This window comes from Pseudomonas sp. G11, assembly GCF_029457515.1.
Classification (GTDB): Bacteria; Pseudomonadota; Gammaproteobacteria; order Pseudomonadales; family Pseudomonadaceae; genus Aquipseudomonas; species Aquipseudomonas gorinensis.
Map to the genome: position 1 here is coordinate 2,144,752 of NZ_CP120377.1, position 26,760 is coordinate 2,171,511.

The following is a 26,760-nucleotide window of genomic DNA, read 5'->3' on the forward strand; positions in this document are numbered from 1 at the left end:
GTCAGGTAAAGAAGTCGGCGCTATTCGCCAGGACGGCTAGGAGGGTTCGCCAAAACTTCGGGTAAACGGGGAGTCGATCGTAGGAGTCGGATTATAGGTGGAGAAGCCCTACAGCTTCAGTTGCCCAATCGCCTTGCTCAACTCCCCAGCCAAGGTCGCCAGCTCATTGCTGGTGGTCGCCGAATCCACCGTCTGTTGCACGGTGTTTTCGGTCACATCACGAATGCTCACTACCGCTCGGTTCATTTCTTCGGCCACATGGCTTTGCTGCTCGGCGGCAACGGCGATCTGGGTGTTGCTTTCACGCATCTGCGCCACGGCGCCGGTGATTTCGGCCAGTGCTGCGCCGGCTTCCTGGGCCTGCTGTACGCAGTCGTCGGCCTTGAACGAGCTTTCCTGCATAAAGTCTACGGCGTCGCGGGTGCCGGCCTGGAGGGCCGAGACCATGCGGGTGATTTCGTCGGTGGAACTCTGCACGCGCTTGGCCAGGTTACGCACTTCGTCGGCGACCACGGCGAAACCCCGGCCCATTTCACCGGCGCGGGCGGCTTCGATGGCGGCGTTGAGGGCGAGCAGGTTGGTTTGTTCGGCAATGCTGTGGATCACGCCGACCACGCTGTTGATCTTCTGGCTGTCTTCGGCGAGTTTCTGGATCATCTCGGCGGTCTGCTGCACGCCGCTGGACAGCCCGGCAATCGAGTGTTGCACCCGGGTCACGACTTCCTGGCCGCTGCCGGCGAGGGTGTCGGCGGTCTGGGACAGGTCACGGGTCGCGCCGGCATGTTGGGCGATGTGGTAGACGGTGGCGGTCATCTCGTTGATCGCGGTGGCGGCCTGGTCGGTTTCGCTTTGCTGGCCGAGCATGCCGTGCTGCACCTCGTTCATGCTGCTGGCCAACCGTGCGGCGCCGTCGTCCAGGAGCTTGGCGGTGCGCGCCACGGTGTTGACCACCCGCTGGTAGCCGGCTTGCATGGCGTTGAAGGCGCTGGCCATCTGGCCGACTTCATCTTTGCAGGCCAGAGGCACGCGGGCTGAGAGGTCGCCGGTCTTTTCGACGTGCAGCATCACATCCTTGAGGGTGTTGAGCTGGCTGAGCAGGAAGCGAATCAGCAACTGCGAGGCGCAGAGCATCGCCAGCATCAGGATCAGCACGGCGATGGCGTAGTTGGCGAAGCGTTCACTGAACACCTGGCTCAGGCTCGGTGCGTAGGCGAGCACGGCGACCTGTTGCCCATCGGCGCGCGTGATGACTTCGGCGCCCATCAGTGGGTTTTCGCCGAACAATGGCAGGTGATTGAGTTCGACCCAGCCGCTGGCGCTGTTCAGGGCTGACAGGTCTTGATCGGCCATTTGTGGGGCTTGGCCACGGGCAAATGTCAGCCAAGACTCACCCTTGGGCAGCGCCTTGTCGGCTGGCCACGCACCGAGCAGGCGCGCCTCGGTTTGTGCCGCGGCTTGGGATGCATGGCTGCGCGACTGCTGTTCCAGATGCACTGCATACAGCACCAGGAGCAGGGTGGTGATAAAGGCGACCGCGTTGACGGCCCAGAATTTGTACTTCAGCGAGATATTGCTAAGCCAGGCACCCATGGAAGGTTTTCTCTGATAGCGGAAACAGCATTGGCAAGGTGCCATTATAGTGCCGCTATTGAGGAAAATCATTTTGACGTGGGTCAATGCGCCGCATCAATCCACGACAGGCAGCCCGAAAAAGGCGCGGGCGCAGGCGGTGCTGTGCCGGGCCAGGTCTTCCATGCTTTCGTTGCGGTGCAGGGCAACTTCGCGCAGCACTTCTGGCAGGTAGGCCGGTTCATTGCGACCGTTTTTTGGCTTGGGGCGCAGCGTGCGCGGCAGCAGGTAGGGCGCATCGCTCTCCAGCATCAGGCGGTTTCGGGGTATTTCCCTGACCAGTGGGTGCAGGTGTGTGCCACGGCGCTCGTCGCAGATCCAGCCGGTGATGCCAATGTGCAAATCGAGGTCGAGGTAGCTGAACAACGCTGACTGTTCGCCGGTAAAGCAATGCACCACGGCGGCAGTCAGGTGGTCGCGGTAGTCCTTGAGGATGTCCAGCAGGCGCTGGTTGGCGTCACGTTCGTGCAGGAACACTGGCAACTTCAGTTCGACGGCCAGGGCCAGGTGCGCCTCCAGGACTTTCTCCTGCTGCGGGCGCGGGGAAAAATCACGATTGAAATCCAACCCGCATTCGCCTACGGCGCGAACGCGCGTTTCGTTGAGCAAGCCGCGCAGGCGCTGGTCGCTATCACCGTTCCAATCGCTGGCGGCGTGGGGATGGATGCCGGCGGTGCTGAACAGGCGTTGCCCGCTTTCATCGAGCTTTATGCACAACTCCAGCGCTTGTTCGCTACCCTCGATGCTGGTGCCGGTGAGTACCAATTGTTGCACGCCAGCGGCATAGGCTCGGTCAAGAACGGCCTGGTGCTTCTCGTCGAAACTGGGGTTGGTCAGGTTGACGCCGATATCAATGAGTTGCATGGTGCTATCTCCGCCTGCGGCCGGAAAGCATATCAGAGCTGTAGATTTATAAGAAAAACTAAGAACTACAACGAGTTATAGCTGTCTTTGAACGTCGCAAGCGACATTGTGGTTGGCGAGTCGCCCTGCCTGATGCCGCCGTTGCGTGCCTTGCCAGCGCATAAAGCGCTCTGTTTCTGACCTCCAGTCCTGCGTTTTTCGCGAAGGTGCTGGCCAGTATTCTTTCCGGAGAGCGGATGATCCGACCCTCGGCGTTGCTTATATTGTGCCTGACGTTACTGCTGCCCATGGCGGCGGTCGCGCGTCTGGACGGGCCGCTGGAAGTGACCAAGCCCAGCAAGGTCCGCGACCTGGCGGAGATTCGCTCCAGTCGCACCCTGCGCGTGCTGGTCAACCAAAGCCGCAACAGTTCCGGTGAGATTCAGGGCCAGGCCATTGGTGTCGAATACCATCGCCTGCGCGCCTTCGAGCAATACCTCAATGGCCATGCCCGTGACGGCCAGGAAATCAACCTCAAGATCATCCCCAAGGCCAAGGATCAACTGCTCGGTGCGCTGGCGCGTGGCGAAGGCGACCTGGTGGCGCCAGGTGAGTTGCTGGATATGAAGGCGGCCCACAGGATCAGTACGAGTGACCCGATCGCCAGCGGTGTGCCGTTGTGGCTGGTCGGGGTGAAGGGCGAGCGACGGTTTACCAAGCTGGAGCAACTGTCCGGGCGCACCCTGGCGCTGACCACCGGCAGTGCAGCGGCGGATGCCATCAGCCAGGTCAATCAGAAACTGGCCCTGCACAAGCAGCCGCCGATCAAGGTGGAATGGGTCGACCCGACGCTGGCCGTGGAGGATGTGCTGGAGATGGTCCAGGCCGGGATATTCCACCTGACCATTGTCGAGAAGCCGATTGCCGAGCGCTGGTCAAAGATCCTGCCCAAATTGCGCTTCGACAAACAGGTGGTTATCAACGAGCCGGGTGATGAGTACTGGTTCGTGCGCCAGGATGCTTCGATGCTGCGGGCGAGTATCGATCGTTTCCTCAAGAGCTACCGAACCCCTTCCGATCAGGATGTGGCGTTCCAACGGATCTATCGTCGCCTTTATCAAGTACGTAACCCATTGGCCCGGATCGACCGCCAGCGCCTGGAGAAACTGCGCCCCATCCTGCAAAAACACGCGCGCGAGCAGGGCATGGATTGGCTGAACCTCGCCGCACTCGCCTTCAAGGAGTCGGCACTCGACCCGGGCGCGCGTAACAGCGGCGGGCCCACGGGGTTGATGCAGATCACGCCTTCGGCGGCGCAGCGGGTGGGGGTCAATAATATCGAAAGCCTCGACAGCAACGTGCAGGCGGGGGCGCGCTACCTGGCGATGATCCGCCGCAAGTTTTTCGCCAGCCCCAAGCTTAACGAGCGCGAACGCATGGCTTTTGTCCTGGCGGCCTACAACATGGGGCCGGAGCGGGTGCAGGGCATGCGCACCGAGGCGAAACGCCGGGGGCTTAACCCCAACCAGTGGTTCTTCCAGGTTGAACGCATTGCCATGGAGCAGGTGGGGATGAGCGGCGTCAGCTATGTTAATAGCGTCAATAAGTACTATCTGGCGTTTGATCGGGAACGGGAGTCCCTGGAGCCGTCGGGGCCAAAAATCGCCTCACGAAAATAATCGAATATATCGATATTTATAAGGCATTTTTTCGGCTTTTATCATTGCCTAAACTGATTAATATAGCGGCCAACCAACCCCTACTTTAAAAAGGATTCGCACCATGAGCCCACTGATCAAAAACCTCCTGTCCACCCGTGCCGGTTATGGCCTGACCATTCTACGCATCGTCGTCGGCATCATCTTTGCCGCCCACGGATCGCAAAAGCTCTTTGGCTGGTTCGGTGGCTACGGCTTGGCGGGCACTGCCCAATGGATGGAAAGTATTGGCCTGGCGCCAGGCACCTTGATGGCGCTGTTGTCGGGAGGGACCGAGTTCTTCGCTGGCTTGGCGTTGATCATTGGCCTGTTGGCACGCCCTGCGGCATTGGGCCTGACCATCCTGTCGCTGGTGGCGATCTTCTCGGTGCATATCCACAACGGTCTGTTCATGGCCAACAACGGTTATGAGTTCGCACTGGCCCTGTTGGGCGGCTCGCTGGCGGTGCTGCTGGAAGGCGCTGGCAAACTGTCTGCCGACCGCGCCATCGCCCACTGATCCTTGCGCAAAACCCTGGAAAGGCCCGCCTGTGCGGGCCTTTTCGTTGCCTGGGATTCTTGACACCGCCCCACCGGCTTCTCTAGGATGCTGCCCATGCGCCGATTTAAACAGCTAATTGCGGGGCGCCACTGGGACTCGATGCAGCCCGACAGAAGTCAGCTCTCATTCAAGGAGCGTGCTTCGAAATACCGCTAAAGCGCTGGTTCGGTGTTGCCTCTCACCTGCCCGCAGACTTTTGAGGCAGAGACTCGACACGATGAATGCACTACGCCCCCTCATACGCCTGGCCCCGATCACCGCGGACCTCACCCAACGCAATCCAAAAATACTCCTGGGCGGTAAGCACCAGCCGACGCTATTGCGTTACCTGGACGGCTGGCCACGTCGCACCGGCCGGCCTTCGGCATTCCTGATCCAGTTTGTCGAAGATGGCGATTCCCTCGCACGCTTCGCCAGCAACAGTTTTGACCTTGCGGTGATCCAGGCCCCCACTGCTGGCGACGCTGCCGAGGTGATTCGCCAGTTGACGCGCATTGCACGACAAGGCCTGATTGCGCGCCGTTGAGCCTTCAGTACAGCGCGGTGGCAGGTATCGGCCGATGGCGACGCTGCCATCGAAACAGCCCCGCGGCAAGCAGGCAGAGCAATGCAGGCATGGGTGCTATCACCAACCATTTCACCTTGCGCTCCAGGCGATGCAGCGGCGCGTAGGCCTCCATCCTCAGCGCATGCAGTTCCATCGGTAAGCGCAAGCGCTCTTTGTTGAGTGCTTGCAACTGGGTATTGGTATCGACCACCTCGGTGCCGAGGGCCGTCGCCTCGGGGTTCAGGCGCTGCCATTCCTTTTCGGTTTGCGCCAGTCGTCGCTCAAGATCGTTCGCCCGAGTTTGATAGGCGTGTGCGGTGGTTTCGCGCAGGTTGGCCAGTGTTTGCAACGAACGCGTCATCACGCGTGGTCGAATGTCCGCAAGTACAGAAGGGGCTGCCAGGTTATCCAGTGTGTTCAGTACAAACAGGCTGTTGCCGTGTGGTGCCGAACTGCTGATTTCCTCGCTGAGTACATCCGTGTCGGCAACCACCACGACATGGATCTGGGCGGCTTTTTGCAGGCCGGGTGGCCGCCCGTCAATGCCGTCAGGAAACGCCGAATAAGCCGCCCCCTCAATGCGAGCCGCGATGACGTGATGTTCGCCTTGTGGGACGATTTCGCTGTCCGGTGCGCCCGGTTCCAGCAAGGCTGATTGCTTGGAGCTTTGCAACAGCGGGGTGAAGGTGGTCCGGCTGTTGTCCAGGGGAAGAAGGGCACCGCTGTTTGACACCGTCACCGATTCCAGTTTCCAGGTGCTGACGTCGCTCTCGTTCATCGCTTCTCGCGGCAGCGTCAGCAGGCCGGGTTCATGCTCCGATGAGGCGTAGGTACGATCGAGCAGTATCTTGTCGCTTTGCATATGGATACCCCACGCAACAAGCAGCCCGTCAAGCCTGGAGGCAGTGGGGGGGGGCTCTGGATCCATATCGCTCAGTGGATCGATAAACATCAATAACTTGCCGCCTCCCAGTACAAACTGGTCTACCGCGTAAAGGGTTTGTTCGGACAGCATGCGCGGGTGCACAAGCATCAGGGTTTTGATACGCGCAGGGATAGGGTGGGCACTCGACTCCAACTCGATAAGGTCAAAGTGGCCACGCAGTTCTTGCACGAGCGGCTCGATCAGCTCTCCTGCCGGCAGCCCTGATAGCAGTCCGATAACAGGAGGGGTGGGGTGGAGCAACTGGCTGATCAGGTGGCTGATTTCATACTCCAGTAAGTGTTCCCTGTCCGGTCTGAATGATTCGATGCGCTGTGCGGCCTGACCGTCGCGGGTGCCGATCAGGCCCAGGAAACCCTGCTGATCGTCGAGGCCATAAAGCCCCGCTTTGTAGGCGTCCTCTGAAAAAGGTGCGGGATCAATAATATGCAGGTTGATCCTGCCTCTGGCCGCTTGTTCGAAGGCCTTCAGTTTTGCTTCGACGCGTTTGCCGTACTGTTTCAACGTATTGCTCTTCAAGGCGGGCTTGCTGGCGTTGAAATAGTAAAAGTCCAGTGGGCTGTCCAATGTGGCAAGTAATTGCATTACGGCAGGCGACAACGAATTGTTTTTTTGTTGTGAAAAGTCCCAGCGTAGATCAGGAAGTTTAACAACCCACACCAGATTGAATGCCAGGAAAAGTAACAATATGACACTCAGCGTCATACCGGTGCGCAGAGCGGATCGCATCGAGAACGCTCCTTCTCAGCTGTTTTTATAGTTGAGGGTAATAGTTGTCGCGCAGAGAAAGGCAAACATCATACTGATGAAGTAAAGGCTTTCATGGAGGGTCAGCAAGCCGTGATCGATGATGCTGAAGCGCAACGATGGACTAAGGGACATCAAACTGTCGAGAACCCATATTGGCGCTTGATGTTCAAGAGCATCAAGTACGGAGGCCAAACCACTGGCCGCCGACAGCAGGCTCAGTGTCAATAGGAAAATGACCAGGCGCCGGCTGGTTAATACGCAAATAAAACTACCTACAGACAGGTAACTGCCGGCCAACAACCAACTGGCCAGAAATTGCGAGGCAATCAGCATGTTATCCGCCGGTCCCAGTACATTGACTGCCATCACCATCGGAAACATCAGCACTAATGCCACGCCAGTGACAACCCAGGCTGCGAGAAATTTACCCATCACCAGTGGGGTGGGTTTGATAGGCATTGTTTTTATCAGGTCGCCAAAGCCGCTCCCGTGCTCGTCCGCCCAGAGTTGCGTCGACAGGGCTGGGATCAGTAACAGGTACAGCCAGGGGTGCCATTCAAAGACGGCCTGCAAATCACTGCTGTTTCGCTCCAGCAGTTCGCTGGTGTGCAACCCCAGTGATGCCGAAAGCACCAGGAAGATGGCGATGCTCAGGTAGGTGGCCGGTGAAGAGAAATAGCTTGCAAGCTGGCGCTTGAAAACGGGGAGCAGCAGTTTCAAAGGGAAGCCTCTTGGCTCAAGTGATGAACAACATCATTCAGGCGGCCTGGCTCCAGTTTCAGTGAGTGTATTGGCCAGTGCCGGTCGGTAATCAGTGCGCTGACAGAGGGGTAAATGGTGTGGCCTGGCATTGCGAGAACGGTCACCGTGCCAGGGCTGTGGCGATCCTCTTCGATACCTGCAACGCCTGGTAGTACCGCGAGGGCCAGTAAATCAGGCGCGGACTCCGAGGCCAGGGTCACGGCGCGGAAGTGCCGGGAGCTACGCTGCAACTCGGGCATCGGCGCATCCGCCAGCAGGCGTCCACCGCCGATGACCAGGGCACGGGTGCAGATGCCGGCCAGTGCTTCGCAATCGCGTGAAGCGACGATGACGGTCATTTCTTCGGTCAGGGACTGGATAAGTGTCCTGAGCTTGCCTTGCTGATGCGGCGCCAGGCCGTCAAAGGGTTCGTCCAGCAACAGGACCCCTGGGTCATGCAGGATGGCCTGGGCAATCGCGACTTTGCGCTTGAGACTCGGGGGCAGTGTGTGGATCGGATAGCTGAGTACCGATGACAATTCGAGCCGGGTGACGGCGCGTTCCACCCGACTGCGCTTTTCGGCACCCTGGAATCCGCGGAGGGAGGCGATGTAGTCGAGCAGGTCCCTGATGGACATCCTGAGATGGTTGATGCCGGACTCGGGCTGATAACCGACGGCCATGCGGGCTTGGTGTGCATGGGTTTGGGGATCGAACCCCAGAATGTTCACCTGCCCTGAAGACGGGCGGAGTGAACCCGCTATCATCTTCAGAAGTGTGGTTTTACCTGCGCCCTCCATTCCAAATAATCCAAGGCATTCTTGGCGCTTGGCAGAAAATGAAACATTACTGATGACAGTCTTTTTACCCTGGGCGGTTGCAGAAGCTGAGTGCAACACGGTTATTGATTTGAAGCTGGAGCATGATGCCGCATAGCCATGGCTTCCTGCATCACCTCGCCCATGACTTCGATCGGGCACTTGAAATCGAAGCGTTTACGGGGGCGCATATTCAGCTCCAAGGCGATGGCATTCAATTGCTCTTGACTGTGTACCGACAAGTCAGTCCCCTTGGGCAGGTACTGGCGGATCAGGCCGTTGATGTTTTCGTTGCTACCGCGCTGCCAGGGGCTGTGCGGGTCGCAGAAGTAAATAGCGACCCCTGTCTGCTGGGTGATTTCAGCATGCCGCGCCATCTCCCGGCCCTGGTCGTAGGTCATGCTCTTGCGCATCGCCAGCGGCATGCTGTTGAGCGCTGCACTGAAGCCCTCCATCGCCGAGGTCGCCGTTGCGTCGTTCATCTTCATCAGCATCAGGTAGCCACTGGTGCGCTCCACCAACGTGCCTACCGACGAGGCGTTGGCCTTACCCTTGATCAGGTCGCCCTCCCAATGCCCCGGCATCAGCCGGTCTTCGATCTCTGGCGGGCGAACATGAATGCTGACCATCTCAGGGATCTGGCCGCGCCGATCCACGCCACCAGAGCGCGGCCGGCGCGTCGTCTTGCCTTGGCGCAGGCAGACGATCAGCTCCTTGCGCAACTCGCCGACCGGCAAGGCATAGATCGCGTTATAGATCGTCTCACGACAGACGTAGGCATCTCTGAGGTTGGGTATGGTCATGCTGCGCAGCTTGCCGGCAATCTGCTCGGGAGACAAACGCTTACGCAGCATGTGGGCCACCAGTTCGAAGCGCTCGCTGCCCGGCACAAGCTTGCGCTTGGGGCGACAAACCTGGCGCCGAATGTTCATCTGTTGCTGGGCGCAGCGGGCCGAGTAAGCACCACTACTGCCTCGATTGCGCTTCAGCTCTCGGCTGATGGTCGAGGGCGACCTGTCAATCAGGCGAGCAATGCCGCGCAGGCTGAAGCCTTGAGCTTGACTGAGTTGAATGATGGCGCGCTCTTCGACGCTGAGTTCGGAATAGGACATAGGGGCAGCACCGTACCGGAAAGGTCAGGTGTTGCACTCAGTTTTCGCGGCCGCCCTGGTATTTGGTCAGGCTGCTTATCTCGATCATTATGTTTTTCTGCTGATTGTTCGGGGTGTATATGAAGAGGAAAGCGCCTTGGTTGAGAGGGGCAGGGGCTCGGATTTAAAAATGGTACTTTTAATGTCTGAGATTGGAAATGCTGAATTACGTTAATAAGACAAGTCCTACGTTCAGGATTAGAGTGCGCTGAAACAATCGTTCGGTGACTAATGCGTATTAATGGTCAGATGTTTATCTGATGTTTAAATAAGACTTGCTTATCGTCATGAGGCCCGACAACCATGATGCTTTTACGTACCCTTGTTCTTGAACGCTCCGGTGAGGATGCTCCGGTCAACGGTGCACTGCTCTGTGGTTTCGCTGTTCCTCAAATTGCCTCGAACTTTCTTGTCTATAGTCTCGATGAAGAAACGGAGCCTGGGAACTCGCGGGTATACGTCGCCGCATTGCGTAAGAAACTTGAGCGGTATTTTCTGGGCGGCGTCGACGCTCAGGAAGACCTGCAAGTTGCAATGCGGGTATTTAAACAAATATTGACCCTGGCAGCGTCAGGTGCCAGATCCGGCAACGCTACTGAAACCCAGATTCCCTATCACTTTGTCGATTTGAAAGGCTGCAAGTTGCCCCCTGCCAGGCCAGAGGATCATCATTCCGTAATTATCAAGAAAGCGTTGGTGATGAAGGTGATCACCCTGGGCACTTCTGCTCCTGCATCACCGGCCATCGAAAGTGCCACTTTGATTGTGCCGTCCATTCGTTTTTCTTCGCAGATGGTCTCGCCGCCCAAGGTGGCGAGCCAGCCTGACTCGGCCCAGCCGCCCCTGCTTGAACAACTGGCGGAGCCTCAGCCGGAACCCCAGCCGGAGCCTCCCGTAGTCCCTGCATCAACTGAGCTGGCGCCTGTTCCTCCGGTGCTTGGTGCGCGACCGACGTTGGGCGCCCAGCCGGAACACAATTCGTTGTTTGAGGTGGACAGCACCCTGACGAACCTTGCACGCGTTGCCCAGGATTTGACGCAACAGAAACAGGTTGTTCTCAAGCAAGAGGAGGCACTTGAGCAATGGCGCGTCCGGTTGCAACAGGACCAGGCGGATCTGGAGCAGAAACGTCAGGAACTGGTTAACCGAACATTGGAAAAAGAAGCCACCCTGCAGTTGCAGGCCCAGGCGCTGGACAGCCGTGAAGCCCAGTTGGCGAATGATTCGAGCGCGCAGCAGCATGAGCAGCGCCAACTTGATGAGCGTGCTCATGCCCTTGAAAAGCGTGTCTCCGAGATCAAAAGCCAGGAGTCGTTGGTTCACCTGCGGGCGGAGAAGGTGTCGGTTACGATTGCGCAACTGTCTGGCCTGCGACAAAACCTGCACGCAATGCTGACCGAACTGGATCAGACCCTGGACTGTCTCGCCAAGACTGAGCTGGCTCAACCCAGCGACGATTTTTGGGCGATCTCGGTTTGACCTGATAGTGACCGTCGGCCTGGCAACTTTGTCGCGTTCATTTATCATCACTCTCTGTTCGCTGACGCCTGGCCTTGATGCTGCGGCGTATTGGAATCAATGGACATTGCCTGGGGATGCACGCGTTTGAGTACCAAGCTGATTACCAAAGAAGGTCATGAGGCGCTGAAGAAAGAGCTGGATTACCTGTGGCGAGAAAAGCGGCCGGATACCACACGCAAAGTGACCTGGGCCGCTTCCTTGGGAGACCGCAGCGAAAACGCGGACTACCAGTACAACAAGAAGCTGCTGCGTGAGATCGATCGGCGGGTGCGCTACTTGCGCAAACGCCTGGAAGACATGCGCGTGGTCGAGTACATGCCCGAGCAGGAAGGGCGAGTCTTTTTTGGTGCCTGGGTCGATATTGAAAACGAGCAGGGTGAGACCAAGCGTTTTCGTATTGTCGGCTATGACGAGATTTATGAGCGGATGGATTACATTTCCATCGATTCGCCCATGGCTCGCGCGTTGTTGCGCAAGCAAGTCGATGATGAGGCCATCGTACAGACCCCGAGTGGCGAAGTGTGCTGGTGGATTACCGGTATCGAGTATGTGAAGTAGGCAAGGATGGCCCGTGCTCTGTGAAGAGCACGGGCCATCGGCGTTTCAGCCTTCGCGTAATACCGTCAGTGGGCTGGCATTCAGCGCGCGGCGCGTTCCGAAGACCCCGGCGCCACCGATCAACACGGCACCGATCAGTGGCAGGAGCAACAACCAGGGGTGCGGGTGCCAGGCCAGGTCGAAGGCATAACGGTACAACACCCAGGTCACCAACTCGGTGCCCAGTGCCGCAAGCAAGCCACTGACTGCACCCAGCAAGCCGAATTCGATGCGCCGTGCCTTGACCAGCAACTTGCGTTCCGCGCCTAGCGCACGCAATAACGCGCCCTGACGGATTCGCTCATCCAAGGTCGCCTGCAAGCCGGAGAACAGCACCGCCATCCCCGCGGCCAGGACAAACAGCAGCACATATTCCACCGCCAGGGTCACTTGGGCGAGGATGCTGCGCAGTTGTTCCAGCAGGGCTTCGACCTGCAGGATCGTCACGGCCGGAAAGGCGCGTGACAGGTCGACGATCTGCTGGTCGTGGCCGGGGGCCAGGTAGAAGCTGGTCAGGTAGGTGGCTGGCAAGTCCTTCAAGGTGCCCGGCTGGAAAATCATGAAGAAATTGGGCTGGAAGTTATCCCAATTGATGGTGCGCAGGCTGGTGACCCGCGCTTCACGATTTTCACCGCCGACACTGAACACCAGGTGGTCATCAAGCTTGAGCTTCAAGCTTTGTGCGACCTTGGCTTCTACCGAGACCCCGGGGATATCATCGGGCGCTTGTTGTGCCCACCAGGCGCCGGCGGTGAGGGTGTTGCCCGGTGGAAGGTCGGCAGCCCACGTCAGGCTCAGGTCACGTTGCACGGCACGATCGCCGCTGGAGTCCTTGCTGACAATTTCCTGTACCGGCTCGCCATTGATGCTGATCAGTCGGCCTGGCACCACCGGATACAGCGGCGCCGATTGTGCCTGCAGGTCCAGCAGGCGTGCACCAAAGGCTTCCTTGTCGGCGGGCAGGATGTTCAGCGCGAAGTAGTTGGGGGCGTCCTTGGGCAACTGGTTTTGCCAGGTGTCGAGCAACTCGCCGCGCAGCAGGGCGATCAAGCCCATGGACAAGAGGATCAGGCCGAACGCCAGGGACTGGCCGGCCGCCGCCAATGGGTGTCGCAGCAACTGGCCCAGGCCCAGGCGCCAGGGCAGGGACGCGCGGGCCAACAGGCGGCGCAGGCTTTGCAACAGCAGCAGGAGCAGGCCGCCGAGGATCAGCGCGGCGACCACGCCCCCGCCCAGCAAGGCGAAGGTCAGCACCAGGTCAAGGCTCAGGCGCCACATGATCAGGCCCAGGGCGAACAGCGCCGCGCCATAGACCATCCAGGTGCTGGAAGGAATAGGCAGCAGGTCGCGCCGCAGCACGCGCAGCGGCGGTACACGGCCCAGCGCCGCCAGTGGTGGCAGGGCGAAGCCGGCGAGGGCAACCAGCCCGGTGCCGATCCCGGCAACCGCCGGTAACAGCCCGCCCGGTGGTACGTCTGCGGGGAGCAGGTCGTGGAGGAAATAGAACAGGCCGAACTGCGCCAGCCAGCCGAGCACGGCGCCGGTCAGGCTGGCCAGCAGTCCCAGTACGCTCAGTTGCAGGCTGAACAGCAGCATGGTTTCGCGGCGTGACAAACCGAGACAACGCAACAACGCGCTGGCATCGAAACGTCGGCTGGCAAAACGGTTGGCCGATAGCGCTACGGCGACCCCCGCCAGCAGCACGGCCACCAGGCTGGCCATGTTCAGGTAGCGTTCGGCCTTGCCCAGGGCGCCGCCGATCTGCTGGTTGCCGTCCCGCGAATCCTGCAGGCGCTGGTTGGCGGCGAGCCCTGGCTTGACCAGGTCACGATAGGTTTGCAACGCCGTGCTGCCTTGCGGCCCACGCCACAGTTCGCGGTAGCTGACACGGCTGCCGGGTTGCACCACGCCAGTAGCGTCCAGGTCCGCCAGGTTGATCATCACCCTCGGTGTGAGGCTGTAGAAATTGCCGGCGCGATCCGGTTCGTAGGTCAGTATGCGGGCCAGGCGTAGGGTCTTCATGCCGACATCGATGCTGTCGCCAACCTTGAGGCCCAGTGCCGTCAGCAACCGCGCTTCCACCCAGGCTTCACCAGGTTTCGGGCCGCCGCCTGGGGTTTCATCCCCAAAGGGAGCGGCTGCGCTCTTCAGCTCGCCGCGCAGCGGGTACTGCTCGTTGACCGCCTTGATGCTGGAGAGTTGGATGCCGCTGTCGGCGGCGATGACGCTGGAGAACTCCACGACGCGCGCGTGATCGAGGCCCAGTTCGGTGCCGGAGCGGATCTGCTCCGGGCGTGCGGGCGAGCTGCCTTCAAGTACCAGGTCGGCGCCAAGAAACTCGGTGGCCCGCAACATCATGGCGCCGTTGAGGCGCGCACCGAAGTAACCGATGGCGGTACTGGCCGCCACGGCCACCAGCAAGGCGAAGAACAATACGCGCAATTCGCCGGCGCGGGCATCGCGCAGTAATTGGCGCATGGCAAGACTGAACAGGCGCAACAGCGGCAAACGTGCCATCAAGGCTCCAGGGGCGCGACCATCAGGCCGGCTTCAAGGCGGATCAGGCGTCGGCAACGATGGGCCAGACGCTCATCATGGGTGACGAGCACCAGGGTCGTGCCGTTCTCTTTATTGAGCTCGAACAGCAGGTCGCTGATTCGCTCGCCGGTATGGCTGTCGAGGTTGCCGGTGGGTTCATCGGCAAACAACACGTCCGGTTCGGCGGCGAACGCGCGGGCGATGGCCACACGTTGTTGCTCGCCCCCGGACAGCTGGCGCGGCGAGTGGGTCAGGCGTTGGCCCAGGCCGACGCGTTCGAGCAAGTGCTTGGCGCGCTCGCGAGCGTCTTTGCGGCCATCGAGTTCCAAAGGCAGCATGACGTTTTCCAGGGCGTTGAGGCTGTCGAGCAACTGGAAGGATTGGAAGACGAAACCCACGTGCTCGGCGCGGATGCGCGCGCGCTGGTCTTCGTCGAGGCTGCTCAGGGCTTGGCCGGCAAGGGTGACTTCGCCGCTGCTGGGCAGGTCGAGCCCGGCCAATAGGCCGAGGAGGGTGGATTTGCCGGAACCCGAGGCGCCGACGATAGCCAGGCTATCGCCCTGGTTCAGTTCCAGGCTCAGTTCGTGCAGGATAGTCAGTTCACCTTCCGCGCTGGGAACCACTTTGCTAAGGTTTCGCGCGGTGAGAATGCTTGCGCCCATGGAGAATCCGATGCGAATGTGGTTTTTGAGTGCTGGCCTGGCCTTGATGTGCATGGCCCAGAACGCAGCGGCGGGTACAGTCCTGATCGTTGGCGATAGTATCAGTGCCGGTTTCGGACTGGATACCAGCAAAGGGTGGGTAGCCTTGCTGGAACAACGGCTCAAGCACGAAGGTTTCGACGACAAAGTGGTCAACGCCTCCATCAGTGGCGATACCAGTGCCGGAGGCCTGGCGCGGCTGCCGGCGGCGCTTGCAGCGCATCAGCCGGACGTTGTGATCATCGAACTGGGAGGCAATGACGGCTTGCGTGGGCAGCCTCCCGCACAATTGAAACAAAATCTTGCATCGATGATCGACCAGTCCAAGTCCAAGGGCGCCAAGGTGCTGCTGTTGGGCATGCAGTTGCCACCCAACTACGGCCCGAGATACACCCAGGCGTTCGCCGAAGTCTACGGTGCGCTGGCCAAGGAGAAGAGCGTCCCGTTGGTGCCGTTTTTTCTCGACGGGGTCGGCGGCCATCCCGAGTTGATGCAGGCCGATCAACTGCACCCGGCGGTCGGCGCCCAGGGCAAGTTGCTGGAAAATATATGGCCGACGCTAAAACCGCTGCTATGACGCTTTTCTACCGGCAGGCTTTCGGCTAAGGTGGCGCCCCCCCGATTTGGAGCCCTCGATGTCGCGTCCTGCCTGGTCCTTGTTTAACTACCAACTGATCGAGCCGGACGAGCAGCTGGATCTGTTCGCCTGCCAGGAAGTCCGGGTGCATCTGGTCGCGCGTCAACTGGAGTTGGGGGGCTCGATCGACCGCACGCTCTGCGGCACGTTATTGCCTGCGCAGCCACGCTGGTCGTCGGTGGATCGCTCGATCTTCCAGGACCAGCGGCTGTGCCCTCTGTGCCGGGCGATCCTCGAATCCCAGAAGCGCGGCACGCCGCCAATCTGGCCGGAGCTGCGTTTCGAGCTGTAGGGGCCGCGACAAGCTTGCAGCTAGCCGCCCGCTTCACGTATACAATCGATTTTTACCTACCCGTCGTTCTGCGAAGGATTTACCGGATGTTGTCGCGCCTTTCCGTCGTCACCTGCTGCCTGTCTCTTGCTGCCCTGTGTGCGTCTGGCTCTGCCGCCGCCTTGCAGTTGCCCTTGCCACCACCCGGTGAAGACATCGTCGGCCAGGTCCAAGTGATCAAGGCCAAATACGAAGACACCTTTGCCGACCTGGGTACCACCTACGACCTCGGGTACTCGGAGATGGTCGCCGCCAACCCGGGCGTCGATGCCTGGTTGCCCGGCGCGGGCACCGAGATCGTGCTGCCGACGCAGTTCATCCTGCCGCCAGGCCCTCGCGAAGGTATTGTGATCAACCTCGCCGAATACCGTCTCTACTACTATCCGAAGGGCCAGAACGTCGTCTACACCTTCCCGCTGGGGATTGGTCGTGAAGGCTGGGGCTCGCCGGTCGCCCATACCAGCATTATCGCCAAGACGCCGAACCCGACCTGGACCCCGCCCGCCTCGATCAAGGCTGAGCATGCCGCCGAGGGCGACCCGCTGCCGAATGTTGTGCCCGCCGGCCCGGACAACCCCCTGGGGCCGTTCAAGTTCACGTTGGGCACGCCGGGTTACCTGATCCACGGTTCGAACAAGAAGTTCGGTATCGGTACGCGTACCAGCCATGGCTGCTTCCGCATGTTCAACAACAACGTGCTGGAGATGGCCAGCATGGTGCCGGTGGGCACGTCGGTGCGCATCATCAACGATGCCTACAAGTTCGGCAGCCGCGGTGGCAAGGTGTACCTGGAAGCGCATACGCCCCTGAACGACGACGGCACCCCTTCGGTGGTCGACAAGCATACAGCGGTGATCAACGCCCTGCTCAAGCGTGAAGACCTGGCCAATCACCTGCGGGTGAACTGGGATCAGGTGCGTGATGTGGTGGCTGCCGAAGATGGCCTGCCGACTGAGATCGGTGTGCCGAGCGCAGCGCCGATGGTGTCGAGCACGCCGATCGACCTGCAGCAGTAAGCCTGCTTGACCCAAATCCCGCTTCGGCCTTGCGCCGGGGCGGGATTTTTATTGCCTGTTCCCGCCGGGAGCGTGAAATTCAGGCAATAAAAAAGCCGATCCAAAAATGGATCGGCTTGATAACAACCCCGAAGGATTATTACTTCTTGCTTGCTTTTTCAAGCATGCGCAGAGCGCGCTCGTTAGCTTCGTCAGCAGTCTGTTGTGCTTTTTGAGCAGCAGCCAGAGCTTCATCAGCTTTACGGTAGGCTTCGTCTGCACGAGCCTGGGAGCGAGCTGCTGCGTCTTCAGTTGCAGTCAGACGAGCTTCGGTTTCTTTGGAGACGCTGCTGCAACCGGTAGCCAGAACTGCGGCCAGAGCCAGAGCAGAGAATTTCAGAACGTTGTTCATCGTGTTCCCCTTCAAGGACTTTCTATTAAATGGCTACTTTCTCAGGGTGAGCTAATAGCCGGCGTACATACTACCCATTACTTGTAGTAAGTAAACTGACGTAGCGCAAGAAGCAAAAAAAATTCTTGTGCCGAATCTATTTTGGCTAATCTTTTGGCAGTTTGTATAAAAAGTGTTCAATTTTTTGCAGTCGCAGGAGGATTGAGGCCGGGCTGAAATCGCCGCCCCGCATGCGTTAGGCCTTGTAAATAGATGAAGATTTATATAAAGAAGCTGACACTTTCGTTCCGGTCACCGTTACCGCCCCAGGCATCTTTTGCGCATGTAGAGGTGACTTTAAGAGCGGCAGTTCGTCTCAAGGTTCAACTGCCGGCAATGTTCAGGCTATCGGTCACCGGTTGATCGAGGCTCTTTCTATATCCACCAGTGGCAGGGATGACGAGCGCGCCTTGAGCAATTGCGGGATTGGTGCCTACTATTCTCTACGTGCTGGTTGTGAGCGCTCAGGGTTTTCTCGTTGTCGAAACCGGCACGGGGTGGCGTAGATGTTCCTTCGCCGGAAAAACATCGGTAAGGTAGGGGTCAAAATTCAAGACCCGCGAGGAGTAGTGATGAGCGAGGCGTTGTCCATCCACCATGACCAGGCTGGTCATCAGTTCGAGACCAATGTGGACGGTCATCGTGCCTACCTGACCTACATGGACCTCGGGAAGCAGACCCTGGATATCTATCGGACCTTCGTGCCCAACGCACTGCGAGGCCGTGGCATTGCGGCCGCGTTGACCGAGGAGGCGCTGAAGTTCGCCGAAGAAGCCGGTTATACGGTGATCCCGTCGTGCTCCTATGTCGAACGCTACATGGAGCGGCATCAGCGCCACTCCGCTAAACTGTAAGGCAGTGACAGCACCATGAAAAACGCCGGGCCATGGCCCGGCGTTTTTGTGTGCGCCCAATTCAGATACAGGTGCGGTCTCAGTTGCGTTTGCGCTTGGGCAATACGTCCTTGAGCTTGGCATGCATGCTGCGCAGGGTGTTCTCGGTGGCAGTCCAGTCGATGCAGGCATCGGTGATCGACACGCCGTACTGCAGGTCGGCGAGGTCCTTTGGAATCGCCTGGCAACCCCAATTCAGGTGGCTCTCGACCATCAGGCCAATGATCGACTGGTTGCCCTCGAGGATCTGGTTGGCAACGTTTTCCATCACCAACGGTTGCAGGGCCGGGTCCTTGTTGGAGTTGGCGTGGCTGCAATCGACCATGATGTTCGGCTTGATCTTGGCCTTGGCCAGCGCCTGTTCGCACAGCGCAACGCTGACCGAATCATAGTTGGGCTTGCCGTTGCCACCGCGCAGCACCACGTGACCGTAGGCGTTGCCCTTGGTGGTGACGATGGAGACGCCGCCTTCCTGGTTGATCCCCAGGAACCGGTGAGGGCTGGAAACCGATTGCAGCGCGTTGATCGCTACGGTCAGGCCGCCGTCGGTGCCGTTCTTGAAGCCCACGGCTGAGGACAGGCCGGACGCCATTTCGCGGTGGGTCTGGGATTCAGTGGTGCGCGCGCCGATGGCCGACCAACTGATCAGGTCCTGCAGGTACTGCGGGGAGATCGGGTCGAGGGCTTCGGTGGCAGTGGGCAGGCCCATTTCGGCCAGGTCCAGCAGCAACTTGCGACCGATATGCAGACCGTCCTGGATCTTGAACGAGTCGTCCAGGTACGGGTCGTTGATCAAGCCTTTCCAGCCGACGGTGGTACGCGGCTTCTCGAAATACACGCGCATCACCAGGTACAAGGTGTCGGACACTTCCGCCGCCAGCACCTTGAGGCGCTCGGCGTATTCGTGGGCAGCCTTGAGGTCGTGGATCGAGCAAGGCCCGATGACGACGAAGAGGCGGTGGTCAGTGCCGTCGAGAATGTCACGGATGACTTCGCGACCCTTGGTGACGGTCTGCAGGGCAGCGTCGCTCAAGGGGATTTCGCGCTTGAGCTGATCAGGTGTGATCAGCGTCTCGTTGGATTCGACGTTAAGGTCATTGATCGGTAAATCAGCCATCGTGTTACTCGTCAGGGTCACGGGTGCCGGCCGCCAGCCATCCCCGTGCGGCGGAGCACAGCATGATTTGAATGCAGGGGGGAGGAACCTTAGCGCGTAACACGGGCCCGCGACAATGGGCAAAGCCGGCTTTAATCCAGTGCTGGCTGCACGAGCGCCTCATGGGAGAACTCGCCGGCATGGCGCGAAACCCATTCGCGGGCCAGTGCCTCGACCTGCTGGGGCGTCGGCTCTGTGTCTACGTGCAGGCGGCAGTAGCGTTCGATCTGGCACACTTGCTCGCCCATTCTTGCACCGAACAAGGCATGTTCATCGGTAAAGGCAACCCCCACGCGATAGCCACTGCCAGCCTTGCGACACCACGCCACATAGCCCGGATAACGGGCGCTGGTGCCCAGTGAGGGAATGCGAAACTCGATCGCGGTACCCTGGCGCCAGGCGCGCGGGCAATTGCAGGCGATGCCACTCAGGCCGATAGTGTGCAGGCGTTGGCGGGGAAGGGGGGGAGCGGGACGTTGGATCAACAGGGCAGCGACATCATCAGGGTGAGGTAAAAAACGACCCATGTACACGGACTCCGAGCACCGTTCAGTTGACGGCGGTGGCAGCAGTATAGTGAAGGAACAGGTATTGACCGACCTGGATATTGACCAGCAATTGCTGGCTTTGCCAGGCATTTCGCTCGTCGTGTTCGTCAGCGAGGGGTGTTCCAGTTGCCGCTGGGCACGCCAGCAGGTGCCGGGCTGGCGTTTGCCCGTGGACCGGGTGTGCTGGGTCGATGCCGGGCACAACGGCGGTGCGGTGGAACGCTACGAGATCTTTCATTTGCCGGCGCTGTTCGTGGTGTGCGAGGGTCAATTCCTTGGGCAAATACACACACCGATCGTGGCTGCCGAGCTTGCCGACGCCATTAATCAAGCACTTACCCGTACTCCAGAGGATTTGCCATGACCGTACAGTCGCCCCGCATCGGTATTATCGGCACAGGTGCCATCGGTGGTTTCTATGGCCTGATGCTGGCGCGCGCCGGGTTCGACGTGCACTTCCTGCTGCGCAGCGAATATGCGGCGGTCAGCGAACGTGGCCTGCACCTCAACAGTACGGTGCATGGCCGCTTGCACCTGCACCCGATGCAGGCCTATGCCCGCGCCGCTGACATGCCGCCGTGCGATTGGCTGCTGGTGGGCACCAAATCCACCGGTAACCCGGAGTTGGCCCCCACCCTTGCTCAGATCGCGGCGCCGGACGCCAAGGTCGTGTTGCTGCAAAACGGCCTCGACGTCGAAGACAGCCTGCGCGAGCACTTGCCGTCGTCGCTGCATCTGCTCGGCGGCCTGTGCTATATCGGCGTGCATCGCTCCGGGCCCGGCGTCGTCGAGCATCAGGCCCTGGGCCGGGTCAACCTGGGGTACCACAGCGGTACTGCAGCCAACGATGAAGCCCGTCAGAAAGCGATTGTCGAAGAGGGCGCCGCGTTGTTTCATCAGGCGGGCATTGAGTCTCAGGCCATGGCCAACGTGCACCTGGCGCGCTGGCATAAACTGGTGTGGAACGTGCCCTACAACGGTCTCTCCGTGCTGTTGGGCGCGGGAACCACGGCCATGATGGCGGACGAATCCAGCCGGGAACTGATCCAGGCGCTGATGGCCGAAGTGGTGCAGGGCGCCCATGCCTGCGGCCATCAAATCCCGGCCAGCTATGCCGAGCAGATGTTCACCATGACCGAGACCATGGACGACTACCTGCCGAGCATGTACCACGACCACGTGCACAAACGCCCGTTGGAGCTGGCCGCCATCTACGCCCGGCCACTGGCCGCCGCCAAGGCCGCCGGTTGCGAATTGCCGCGGATGCAGGCGCTGTACCAGGCTTTGAGTTTTATTGATCGGCATAACCGCTGATTCGGAGGAAAGCACATGGCGAATGGACTGGGCGACAAACTGGTGCTGGCGATTTCATCGCGGGCGCTGTTCGACCTGAGCGAGAGCCATAAGGTCTACCTGGCCGAAGGGGTCGAGACCTACCGCAAATACCAGATCGAACATGAGGAAGAAATCCTGGAGCCCGGTGACGCCTTCCCGCTGGTCAAGAAGCTGCTGAGCCTCAATGCCAGCCTGGGCCGCGCCCGGGTCGAGGTGGTGCTGGTGTCGCGCAACAGTGCCGACACTGGGTTGCGCGTGTTCAATTCGATCCAGTATTACGATCTGGATATTTCCCGCGCAGCCTTCGTAGGAGGGCGTAGTCCTTATCCTTATTTGGCGGCATTTGGTTGCCATCTGTTTCTTTCCACCCATGCTGAAGATGTGCGCAGTGCCCTTGACGCCGGGTTTGCCGCTGCGACGATTTTGTCGGGCGGTGCACGCCGGGCGTCGAGCGAGGAATTGCGGATCGCGTTTGACGGGGATGCGGTGCTGTTTTCCGATGAGTCCGAACGTGTCTACCAAAGCGGTGGCTTGGCGGCATTCCAGGCCAGCGAGCGCGAGTCGGCGCGCCAACCGTTGCACGGTGGTCCGTTCAAAGGCTTCCTCGCCGCACTCAACCTGTTACAGCGTGAGTTTCCCGACGAGGCGTGCCCGATTCGCACGGCCTTGGTCACAGCCCGTTCAGCACCGTCCCACGAGCGCGTGATTCGTACCTTGCGCGAATGGGATATCCGCCTGGACGAATCGTTGTTTCTTGGCGGGTTGGAAAAATCCGCGTTTCTGGAGGCCTTCGCCGCCGATGTGTTTTTCGATGACCAGGCCGGTCATTGTGAGAAAGCCAGAGAGGTGGTGGCCACCGGGCATGTGCCCCATGGCATCAGTAATGAGGTGAAGATTCAGGCCGAGAGCTAAGTCAGTCGAACTCGCCGAGGCGCTGCTAAGCTCATTCAATCCCCGCCATCCTGGCAGTCCAGGAGGTTCTATGATTCGTTCGATGCTGTACGCCACGGACCTTGGTCTGTATGCGCCTTATGTGATGCAACATGCACTGGCGCTGGCGCGAACGTTCAAGGCCGACCTGTATGTGATCCATGTGGTCGAGCCCATCGGCTTGTTCGCCGAATCGGTGTTGCAGAGCTACCTTGATGAGAAAGCCCTGAACGAATGGCAGAGCCAGGGGCTGACCACGGTGATGGCGACGATCGAGCAGCGTGTGCTGGAGAGTTTTCGCGAAGAGTTGGGGGAAGGTGCGCTGGACCTGAAGTTGATCCGTTCGGTACGAGTGATCCAGGGGGACCCTTGCGAAGTGATCCTTGGTCAGTCACAGAAACTCTCCGTGGATTTGCTGATCGTAGGTAGTCATACCCAAACCGTCGGGGTGGCAACACCCTTGGGGCGAACCGCTGCGCGAGTGCTCCAGTTGTCCCAGGTACCGGTCTATCTGGTACCGCTGTTGCAGCGTCGGCGCAGTGATGACATGTGATCGGTCAATGAAGGATAAAAAGTTCTAGATTTATCTGTCGAACCTTTAATATAGTTATATACCGTCGCTGATACCCGTGGCGTCTATCTGCTTTGAGGGACACATATGAAGCTTCAACAACTGCGCTACATCTGGGAAGTGGCGCACCACGACCTCAACGTTTCCGCTACCGCTCAAAGCCTTTACACCTCGCAACCCGGTATCAGCAAGCAGATCCGCCTGCTCGAAGACGAGTTGGGCGTCGAAGTGTTCGCACGCAGCGGCAAGCACCTGACCCGTGTCACTCCAGCCGGTGAGCGCATCATTACCACCGCTGGCGAGATCCTGCGCAAAGTCGAGAGCATCAAGCAGATCGCCCAGGAGTTCTCCAACGAGAAGAAGGGGACCCTGTCGATCGCCACCACCCATACCCAGGCGCGTTATGCATTGCCGCCGGTGATCCGCGATTTCATCAAGCAGTACCCGGACGTGGCCCTGCACATGCACCAGGGTTCGCCGATGCAGATCGCCGAAATGGCGGCTGACGGCACCGTCGACTTTGCCATTGCCACCGAGGCCCTGGAGTTGTTTGGCGACTTGGTGATGATGCCGTGCTACCGCTGGAACCGCTGCGTTGTCGTGCCCCAAGGTCACCCGTTGGCCAAGCTGCCGAAGCTGACCCTGGAAGCCCTGGCGGAATACCCGATCGTGACTTACGTGTTCGGTTTTACCGGCCGTTCCAAGCTCGACGAAGCCTTCAGCCATCGCGGTCTCACGCCGAAAGTGGTGTTCACCGCGGCCGATGCCGACGTGATCAAAACCTATGTTCGCCTGGGCCTGGGCGTGGGGATTGTCGCCAAGATGGCGGTCGACACGCAGCTCGATAAAGACCTGGTCGTGCTCGACGCCAGCGAGTTGTTCGAGTCCAGCGTGACCAAGATCGGTTTCCGTCGCGGTACTTTCCTGCGTGGCTTCATGTGCGACTTCATCGAGAAGTTCGCTCCGCACCTGACCCGCGAAGTCATGGCCAAGGCGATCCAGTGCCACAACAAGCAGGAACTGGAAGAGCTGTTCGACGGCGTAGAATTGCCCGTCCATTAAGTGGTTTATCTGGCCTCGGTAACCGTAAAGTGTTGCCGGGCGCCTGCCACCAGAATCTCCACCTCATCACCTTCGAACTTGCCCAGCAGGCTTTTGCCCAGCGGGGAGCGCGGGGTGATGACGGTCACCGGTTGCCCCACCACATCCACCTTCAAGCCCGCCGCATCCGGTGCCAGGAACAGCCACTGCTGGCGGCCATTCTCGTCCTCCAGGCCCAGTAGCGTGCCGACTTCTATGCCACGTTGATCATCGTACGCACGCAGTGGCAGGTTCTGGCACAGCGCCAGCGACTGCTTGATTTCCTCGACGCGTTTGGCCTGTCCGGCCGCCAGGTAAGATGCCTCCAGTCCGAGGGTGTCGTATTTGTTTTCGGCGATATTTTCTTCGTGGGTCGCGGTTTCGTAGGCGGTCTGCGCGGCGCGCTGTGCAATATCGAGGTCGACGGTGAGTTTTTCCAGAATCAACTGGAGGACGGCGTGTTTATTCATGGCTGTGCTTGATCATTCGCAAAATTGCAGGACATTGGCCTTGCTCTTTTCATTCGGCGCGTTCTGGTCCTGTTGCAACCAGAACTGGCATTTTGGGTTGGACAGGTTGCGCGCATTGTTGCGCGCCTGGTCCAGGGTCTGCTGTTGTTCCTGCTTGCGAAGGTTGTCTTGATACTGCTCGAACATACGGTTGGGTGGTTCCGGTGCAGCAGGGGCCGGTTTGCCGAGTTGCTGAACGGCCTGGGCTACGGGGGCCAGGCTTTGCGGGAACAGGTAGCGCGACGCCAGCCAAGTGGTCAACGCAATGGCGATGAACCCCAGCCACACGCCGAGGGCGATGGCGACACACAGCTTGAGCAACGACAATGGGCGATCAGACATGGCGGCCTCCTGGCAGGCATTTGTGGCGTGGCGGCGATTGTCGCACAGCCACTGTGCAGAATAATCGCGATCAAGCCTTCTGCATCAGGGCATTTATGCGGACAATCGAGCCTTTGAGCGTTGGAGCCCGGAATGAAAGCCCGCTGGGATATTTTTTGCAGCGTCGTCGACAACTATGGCGACATCGGCGTGACCTGGCGCCTGGCCCGGCAACTGGTGGTAGAGCACGGTTGTGATGTGCGTTTGTGGGTCGATGACTTGCGGGCGTTCGAGCGCCTGTGCCCTGAGATTGACGTGCAGTCGGGGCAGCAATGGCAAGAGGGCGTTGACGTGCATCATTGGCCGGCGGATTGGGCTGCCACGCCGTCCGCCGATGTGGTGATCGCCGCTTTTGCCTGCCAATTGCCCCCTGACTACATGGAAGCCATGGCCGCGCGCGCGCGTCCGCCGTTATGGATGAACCTCGACTACCTCAGTGCCGAGGACTGGGTGGTGGGTTGCCATCGCCTGCCTTCGGTGAAGTTCAAAGGGGTACAGAAGTACTTCTTTTTCCCCGGTTTTCGGCCGGGTACCGGTGGTCTGTTGCGCGAGGCCGGTTTGCTGCAACAGCGCCAGGCGTTTCAACAGGATGCCGCTGCGCAGCAACAATTCCTGCGCTCCTTGGGCGTACTTCCTGCAACCGGTACGCGGCTGATGTCACTGTTCGCCTACGAAAATGCCGGCCTCGCCAGCTGGCTTGACGTTCTTTCGACGGATGGGCGTGCCACTCATCTGTTGGTTCCGGAAGGCCGCATCCTCGGTGATGTGCAGCGTTGGCTCGGGGTCGATGGGTTGGAGGCGGGGGACGTCCACCAGCGCCAAGCCCTGACCGTGCAGGTGCTGCCCTTCGTGCGCCAGGAGCAATATGACCGCCTGCTGTGGTGCTGCGAGTTCAATGCCGTACGTGGCGAAGACTCCTTCGTGCGCGCCCAGTGGGCCGGGCGTCCTTTGCTGTGGCACATCTATCGCCAGGACGAAGACATCCACCTGGACAAGCTCGACGCCTTCCTGCAGTTGTACACCGCTGCATTATCGCCGGCCGCCAGGGCGGCGTTGGTTGCGCTTTGGCAGGCCTGGAATACGGACGGCGATATGGCGCAGCCGTGGAAAAGACTGCTGGAACACTGGCCGGAAGTGAGCGCACACGCCGAAACGTGGTGTCTGGAACAAGGCTTGCAGGCCGATCTTGCGACGGCGCTGGTACAGTTTTATGAAAGTTGGATATGATACGCGACCTTGATTTTTGTAAACCCCATCCAAATTTCGGATATCTGCAATGAAAACTGGTAAAGAACTGAAACCCGGTATGGTGATCCGTATCGACAACGATCCTTGGTTGGTTCAGAAAGCTGAGTTCACCAAGTCGGGCCGTAACAGCGCGATCATGAAGACCAAGCTGAAGAACCTGCTGACCGGTTACAAGACCGAAACCGTTTACAGCGCCGATGACAAGCTGGACGACGTGATCCTCGACCGTAAAGAAGCGACCCTGTCGTTCATCAGCGGCGACGCCTACACGTTCATGGACACCACTGACTACACCATGTACGAGCTGAACGCTGAAGACATCGAAGCCGTTCTGCCGTTCATTGAAGAAGGCATGACCGACGTCTGCGAAGCTATTTTCTTCGAAGAGCGCCTGGTTTCCGTAGAGCTGCCGACCACCATCGTGCGTAAGGTTGCCTACACCGAAGGTTCCGCTCGCGGCGACACTTCGGGCAAGGTGATGAAGCCTGCCAAGCTGGCTAACGGTACCGAGCTGCAAGTTGCCGATTTCATCGAAATCGACGACCTGATCGAAATCGACACCCGCGAAGGTGGTTCGTACAAAGGCCGCGCCAAGAAGTAATTCTGGCCCCGCTGATACGAAAAAAAGCCCGACCTTGAGTCGGGCTTTTTCGTGGG

At 59.6% G+C, this 26,760-nt stretch carries 29 protein-coding genes; 16 read left to right on the plus strand and 13 right to left on the minus strand.

The annotated features are described in order from the left end of the window. Window positions 1-108 precede the first annotated feature (108 nt). On the minus strand, window positions 109-1,590 hold the full coding sequence (locus P2T68_RS09810) for a methyl-accepting chemotaxis protein (protein ID WP_024074195.1): 1,482 nt from the start codon (window positions 1,588-1,590) through the stop codon (window positions 109-111). Window positions 1,591-1,686: 96 nt separating this feature from the next. Then, window positions 1,687-2,493: a TatD family hydrolase gene (locus P2T68_RS09815; protein WP_024074196.1), complete on the minus strand. Its 807-nt coding sequence runs from the start codon at window positions 2,491-2,493 to the stop codon at window positions 1,687-1,689. Between the two features lie 236 nt (window positions 2,494-2,729). Between P2T68_RS09815 and P2T68_RS09820 the strand changes: the two genes are divergently transcribed. The 3 genes from P2T68_RS09820 (at window position 2,730) to P2T68_RS09830 (ending at window position 5,257) form a co-directional block, all read left to right on the plus strand. Beyond that, window positions 2,730-4,151: a transglycosylase SLT domain-containing protein gene (locus tag P2T68_RS09820; RefSeq protein WP_024074197.1), complete on the plus strand. Its 1,422-nt coding sequence runs from the start codon at window positions 2,730-2,732 to the stop codon at window positions 4,149-4,151. A gap of 103 nt (window positions 4,152-4,254) precedes the next feature. Next, window positions 4,255-4,689 (plus strand): DoxX family protein, encoded by a 435-nt coding sequence (locus tag P2T68_RS09825; protein ID WP_024074198.1) that lies wholly within the window; start codon window positions 4,255-4,257, stop codon window positions 4,687-4,689. A gap of 259 nt (window positions 4,690-4,948) precedes the next feature. Then, window positions 4,949-5,257, plus strand: coding sequence for a hypothetical protein (locus tag P2T68_RS09830; protein WP_041160873.1), 309 nt, complete (start codon window positions 4,949-4,951; stop codon window positions 5,255-5,257). A 4-nt stretch (window positions 5,258-5,261) separates the two neighbouring features. Here the strand turns inward: P2T68_RS09830 and P2T68_RS09835 are convergent, their stop codons facing one another. Genes P2T68_RS09835 through P2T68_RS09850 form a run of 4 tightly spaced genes read right to left on the minus strand, consistent with a single transcriptional unit; the run spans window position 5,262 to window position 9,642 of the window. Beyond that, window positions 5,262-6,950 (minus strand): Gldg family protein, encoded by a 1,689-nt coding sequence (locus P2T68_RS09835; RefSeq protein WP_277379305.1) that lies wholly within the window; start codon window positions 6,948-6,950, stop codon window positions 5,262-5,264. Between the two features lie 15 nt (window positions 6,951-6,965). Continuing rightward, window positions 6,966-7,691, minus strand: coding sequence for an ABC transporter permease (locus P2T68_RS09840; RefSeq protein WP_277379306.1), 726 nt, complete (start codon window positions 7,689-7,691; stop codon window positions 6,966-6,968). After that, window positions 7,688-8,611 carry an ABC transporter ATP-binding protein gene (locus P2T68_RS09845; RefSeq protein WP_277379307.1) on the minus strand — a complete coding sequence of 308 codons (924 nt, stop codon included), beginning with the start codon at window positions 8,609-8,611 and terminating at the stop codon, window positions 7,688-7,690. Before P2T68_RS09845 ends, P2T68_RS09840 begins: the two co-directional genes overlap by 4 nt. Window positions 8,612-8,613: 2 nt before the next feature. Next, window positions 8,614-9,642 (minus strand): IS30 family transposase, encoded by a 1,029-nt coding sequence (locus P2T68_RS09850; RefSeq protein ID WP_019818564.1) that lies wholly within the window; start codon window positions 9,640-9,642, stop codon window positions 8,614-8,616. 342 nt (window positions 9,643-9,984) lie between these two features. On the opposite strand from P2T68_RS09850, the gene P2T68_RS09855 reads away from it, so the two are divergent. Together P2T68_RS09855 and greB are read left to right on the plus strand one after the other, a co-directional pair. After that, window positions 9,985-11,160 (plus strand): hypothetical protein, encoded by a 1,176-nt coding sequence (locus P2T68_RS09855; RefSeq protein ID WP_069075554.1) that lies wholly within the window; start codon window positions 9,985-9,987, stop codon window positions 11,158-11,160. 126 nt (window positions 11,161-11,286) lie between these two features. Beyond that, a complete protein-coding gene (gene greB / locus P2T68_RS09860) occupies window positions 11,287-11,760 on the plus strand; it encodes a transcription elongation factor GreB (RefSeq protein ID WP_041161124.1) in 474 nt (157 codons plus the stop codon). 45 nt (window positions 11,761-11,805) lie between these two features. Here greB and P2T68_RS09865 read toward each other — a convergent pair whose 3' ends face one another. Both P2T68_RS09865 and P2T68_RS09870 read right to left on the minus strand, forming a co-directional pair. Further along, window positions 11,806-14,316, minus strand: coding sequence for an ABC transporter permease (locus tag P2T68_RS09865; protein ID WP_069075553.1), 2,511 nt, complete (start codon window positions 14,314-14,316; stop codon window positions 11,806-11,808). Beyond that, the gene (locus P2T68_RS09870) at window positions 14,316-14,999 is read right to left on the minus strand and encodes an ABC transporter ATP-binding protein (protein WP_024074206.1); all 684 of its coding nucleotides are present in this window, start codon (window positions 14,997-14,999) and stop codon (window positions 14,316-14,318) included. The genes P2T68_RS09865 and P2T68_RS09870 overlap by 1 nt, the downstream gene beginning before the upstream one ends. Before the next feature lie 10 nt (window positions 15,000-15,009). Between P2T68_RS09870 and P2T68_RS09875 the strand changes: the two genes are divergently transcribed. The 3 genes from P2T68_RS09875 to P2T68_RS09885 all read left to right on the plus strand — a co-directional run bounded on the left by P2T68_RS09875 (window position 15,010) and on the right by P2T68_RS09885 (window position 17,022). Then, window positions 15,010-15,615, plus strand: a complete 606-nt coding sequence (locus P2T68_RS09875) for an arylesterase (RefSeq protein WP_277379309.1) — start codon at window positions 15,010-15,012, stop codon at window positions 15,613-15,615. 58 nt (window positions 15,616-15,673) lie between these two features. Next, a complete protein-coding gene (locus P2T68_RS09880) occupies window positions 15,674-15,967 on the plus strand; it encodes a hypothetical protein (protein ID WP_016972348.1) in 294 nt (97 codons plus the stop codon). A gap of 86 nt (window positions 15,968-16,053) precedes the next feature. Then, on the plus strand, window positions 16,054-17,022 hold the full coding sequence (locus P2T68_RS09885) for a L,D-transpeptidase family protein (RefSeq protein WP_024074209.1): 969 nt from the start codon (window positions 16,054-16,056) through the stop codon (window positions 17,020-17,022). Between the two features lie 139 nt (window positions 17,023-17,161). Here P2T68_RS09885 and oprI read toward each other — a convergent pair whose 3' ends face one another. After that, complete coding sequence (oprI, locus tag P2T68_RS09890) at window positions 17,162-17,413, minus strand: outer membrane lipoprotei OprI (RefSeq protein WP_024074210.1); 252 nt, start codon at window positions 17,411-17,413, stop codon at window positions 17,162-17,164. A gap of 611 nt (window positions 17,414-18,024) precedes the next feature. On the opposite strand from oprI, the gene P2T68_RS09895 reads away from it, so the two are divergent. Then, the gene (locus P2T68_RS09895) at window positions 18,025-18,306 is read left to right on the plus strand and encodes a GNAT family N-acetyltransferase (protein WP_179179330.1); all 282 of its coding nucleotides are present in this window, start codon (window positions 18,025-18,027) and stop codon (window positions 18,304-18,306) included. Between the two features lie 79 nt (window positions 18,307-18,385). Here the strand turns inward: P2T68_RS09895 and P2T68_RS09900 are convergent, their stop codons facing one another. Together P2T68_RS09900 and P2T68_RS09905 are read right to left on the minus strand one after the other, a co-directional pair. Then, the gene (locus P2T68_RS09900) at window positions 18,386-19,462 is read right to left on the minus strand and encodes a 3-deoxy-7-phosphoheptulonate synthase (protein WP_024074212.1); all 1,077 of its coding nucleotides are present in this window, start codon (window positions 19,460-19,462) and stop codon (window positions 18,386-18,388) included. Window positions 19,463-19,593: 131 nt separating this feature from the next. After that, a complete protein-coding gene (locus tag P2T68_RS09905) occupies window positions 19,594-20,028 on the minus strand; it encodes a PilZ domain-containing protein (RefSeq protein ID WP_102625165.1) in 435 nt (144 codons plus the stop codon). Here P2T68_RS09905 and P2T68_RS09910 point away from each other — a divergent pair. From P2T68_RS09910 to cysB, 5 genes are all read left to right on the plus strand, one after another. Continuing rightward, on the plus strand, window positions 20,027-20,413 hold the full coding sequence (locus tag P2T68_RS09910; protein ID WP_024074214.1) for a hypothetical protein: 387 nt from the start codon (window positions 20,027-20,029) through the stop codon (window positions 20,411-20,413). The two genes, P2T68_RS09905 and P2T68_RS09910, sit on opposite strands and share 2 nt — an antisense overlap. After that, entirely contained in the window at window positions 20,410-21,363 is a 954-nt protein-coding gene (locus tag P2T68_RS09915; protein WP_277379310.1) for a putative 2-dehydropantoate 2-reductase, read from the plus strand. Before P2T68_RS09910 ends, P2T68_RS09915 begins: the two co-directional genes overlap by 4 nt. A gap of 15 nt (window positions 21,364-21,378) precedes the next feature. Further along, the gene (locus P2T68_RS09920) at window positions 21,379-22,296 is read left to right on the plus strand and encodes a 5'-nucleotidase (RefSeq protein ID WP_024074216.1); all 918 of its coding nucleotides are present in this window, start codon (window positions 21,379-21,381) and stop codon (window positions 22,294-22,296) included. A gap of 70 nt (window positions 22,297-22,366) precedes the next feature. Further along, complete coding sequence (locus P2T68_RS09925; protein WP_024074217.1) at window positions 22,367-22,867, plus strand: universal stress protein; 501 nt, start codon at window positions 22,367-22,369, stop codon at window positions 22,865-22,867. A 105-nt stretch (window positions 22,868-22,972) separates the two neighbouring features. Continuing rightward, window positions 22,973-23,947 (plus strand): HTH-type transcriptional regulator CysB, encoded by a 975-nt coding sequence (gene cysB / locus P2T68_RS09930; protein ID WP_017849520.1) that lies wholly within the window; start codon window positions 22,973-22,975, stop codon window positions 23,945-23,947. Window positions 23,948-23,952: 5 nt separating this feature from the next. Here cysB and P2T68_RS09935 read toward each other — a convergent pair whose 3' ends face one another. Then, a complete protein-coding gene (locus tag P2T68_RS09935; protein WP_024074218.1) occupies window positions 23,953-24,435 on the minus strand; it encodes a GreA/GreB family elongation factor in 483 nt (160 codons plus the stop codon). A gap of 12 nt (window positions 24,436-24,447) precedes the next feature. Beyond that, the gene (locus tag P2T68_RS09940; protein WP_069075549.1) at window positions 24,448-24,816 is read right to left on the minus strand and encodes a hypothetical protein; all 369 of its coding nucleotides are present in this window, start codon (window positions 24,814-24,816) and stop codon (window positions 24,448-24,450) included. 132 nt (window positions 24,817-24,948) lie between these two features. On the opposite strand from P2T68_RS09940, the gene earP reads away from it, so the two are divergent. Both earP and P2T68_RS09950 read left to right on the plus strand, forming a co-directional pair. Continuing rightward, entirely contained in the window at window positions 24,949-26,082 is a 1,134-nt protein-coding gene (gene earP, locus P2T68_RS09945; RefSeq protein WP_024074220.1) for an elongation factor P maturation arginine rhamnosyltransferase EarP, read from the plus strand. 49 nt (window positions 26,083-26,131) lie between these two features. Further along, window positions 26,132-26,704, plus strand: coding sequence for an elongation factor P (locus P2T68_RS09950; RefSeq protein ID WP_024074221.1), 573 nt, complete (start codon window positions 26,132-26,134; stop codon window positions 26,702-26,704). Window positions 26,705-26,760: the final 56 nt, after the last annotated feature.

Coding starts and splice junctions, on each gene's coding strand:
- P2T68_RS09880 (WP_016972348.1), top strand. CDS start 15,674: ATGTCGCGTCCTGCCTGGTCCTTGTTTAACTACCAACTGATCGAGCCG.
- P2T68_RS09855 (WP_069075554.1), top strand. CDS start 9,985: ATGATGCTTTTACGTACCCTTGTTCTTGAACGCTCCGGTGAGGATGCT.
- P2T68_RS09870 (WP_024074206.1), bottom strand. CDS start 14,999: ATGGGCGCAAGCATTCTCACCGCGCGAAACCTTAGCAAAGTGGTTCCC.
- P2T68_RS09900 (WP_024074212.1), bottom strand. CDS start 19,462: ATGGCTGATTTACCGATCAATGACCTTAACGTCGAATCCAACGAGACG.
- P2T68_RS09920 (WP_024074216.1), top strand. CDS start 21,379: ATGGCGAATGGACTGGGCGACAAACTGGTGCTGGCGATTTCATCGCGG.
- P2T68_RS09835 (WP_277379305.1), bottom strand. CDS start 6,950: ATGCGATCCGCTCTGCGCACCGGTATGACGCTGAGTGTCATATTGTTA.
- P2T68_RS09865 (WP_069075553.1), bottom strand. CDS start 14,316: ATGGCACGTTTGCCGCTGTTGCGCCTGTTCAGTCTTGCCATGCGCCAA.
- P2T68_RS09940 (WP_069075549.1), bottom strand. CDS start 24,816: ATGTCTGATCGCCCATTGTCGTTGCTCAAGCTGTGTGTCGCCATCGCC.
- P2T68_RS09850 (WP_019818564.1), bottom strand. CDS start 9,642: ATGTCCTATTCCGAACTCAGCGTCGAAGAGCGCGCCATCATTCAACTC.
- P2T68_RS09810 (WP_024074195.1), bottom strand. CDS start 1,590: ATGGGTGCCTGGCTTAGCAATATCTCGCTGAAGTACAAATTCTGGGCC.
- earP (WP_024074220.1), top strand. CDS start 24,949: ATGAAAGCCCGCTGGGATATTTTTTGCAGCGTCGTCGACAACTATGGC.
- P2T68_RS09820 (WP_024074197.1), top strand. CDS start 2,730: ATGATCCGACCCTCGGCGTTGCTTATATTGTGCCTGACGTTACTGCTG.
- P2T68_RS09950 (WP_024074221.1), top strand. CDS start 26,132: ATGAAAACTGGTAAAGAACTGAAACCCGGTATGGTGATCCGTATCGAC.
- P2T68_RS09925 (WP_024074217.1), top strand. CDS start 22,367: ATGATTCGTTCGATGCTGTACGCCACGGACCTTGGTCTGTATGCGCCT.
- P2T68_RS09935 (WP_024074218.1), bottom strand. CDS start 24,435: ATGAATAAACACGCCGTCCTCCAGTTGATTCTGGAAAAACTCACCGTC.
- oprI (WP_024074210.1), bottom strand. CDS start 17,413: ATGAACAACGTTCTGAAATTCTCTGCTCTGGCTCTGGCCGCAGTTCTG.
- P2T68_RS09895 (WP_179179330.1), top strand. CDS start 18,025: ATGAGCGAGGCGTTGTCCATCCACCATGACCAGGCTGGTCATCAGTTC.
- P2T68_RS09825 (WP_024074198.1), top strand. CDS start 4,255: ATGAGCCCACTGATCAAAAACCTCCTGTCCACCCGTGCCGGTTATGGC.
- P2T68_RS09830 (WP_041160873.1), top strand. CDS start 4,949: ATGAATGCACTACGCCCCCTCATACGCCTGGCCCCGATCACCGCGGAC.
- P2T68_RS09885 (WP_024074209.1), top strand. CDS start 16,054: ATGTTGTCGCGCCTTTCCGTCGTCACCTGCTGCCTGTCTCTTGCTGCC.
- P2T68_RS09915 (WP_277379310.1), top strand. CDS start 20,410: ATGACCGTACAGTCGCCCCGCATCGGTATTATCGGCACAGGTGCCATC.
- P2T68_RS09910 (WP_024074214.1), top strand. CDS start 20,027: ATGTACACGGACTCCGAGCACCGTTCAGTTGACGGCGGTGGCAGCAGT.
- P2T68_RS09875 (WP_277379309.1), top strand. CDS start 15,010: ATGCGAATGTGGTTTTTGAGTGCTGGCCTGGCCTTGATGTGCATGGCC.
- cysB (WP_017849520.1), top strand. CDS start 22,973: ATGAAGCTTCAACAACTGCGCTACATCTGGGAAGTGGCGCACCACGAC.
- P2T68_RS09815 (WP_024074196.1), bottom strand. CDS start 2,493: ATGCAACTCATTGATATCGGCGTCAACCTGACCAACCCCAGTTTCGAC.
- P2T68_RS09905 (WP_102625165.1), bottom strand. CDS start 20,028: ATGGGTCGTTTTTTACCTCACCCTGATGATGTCGCTGCCCTGTTGATC.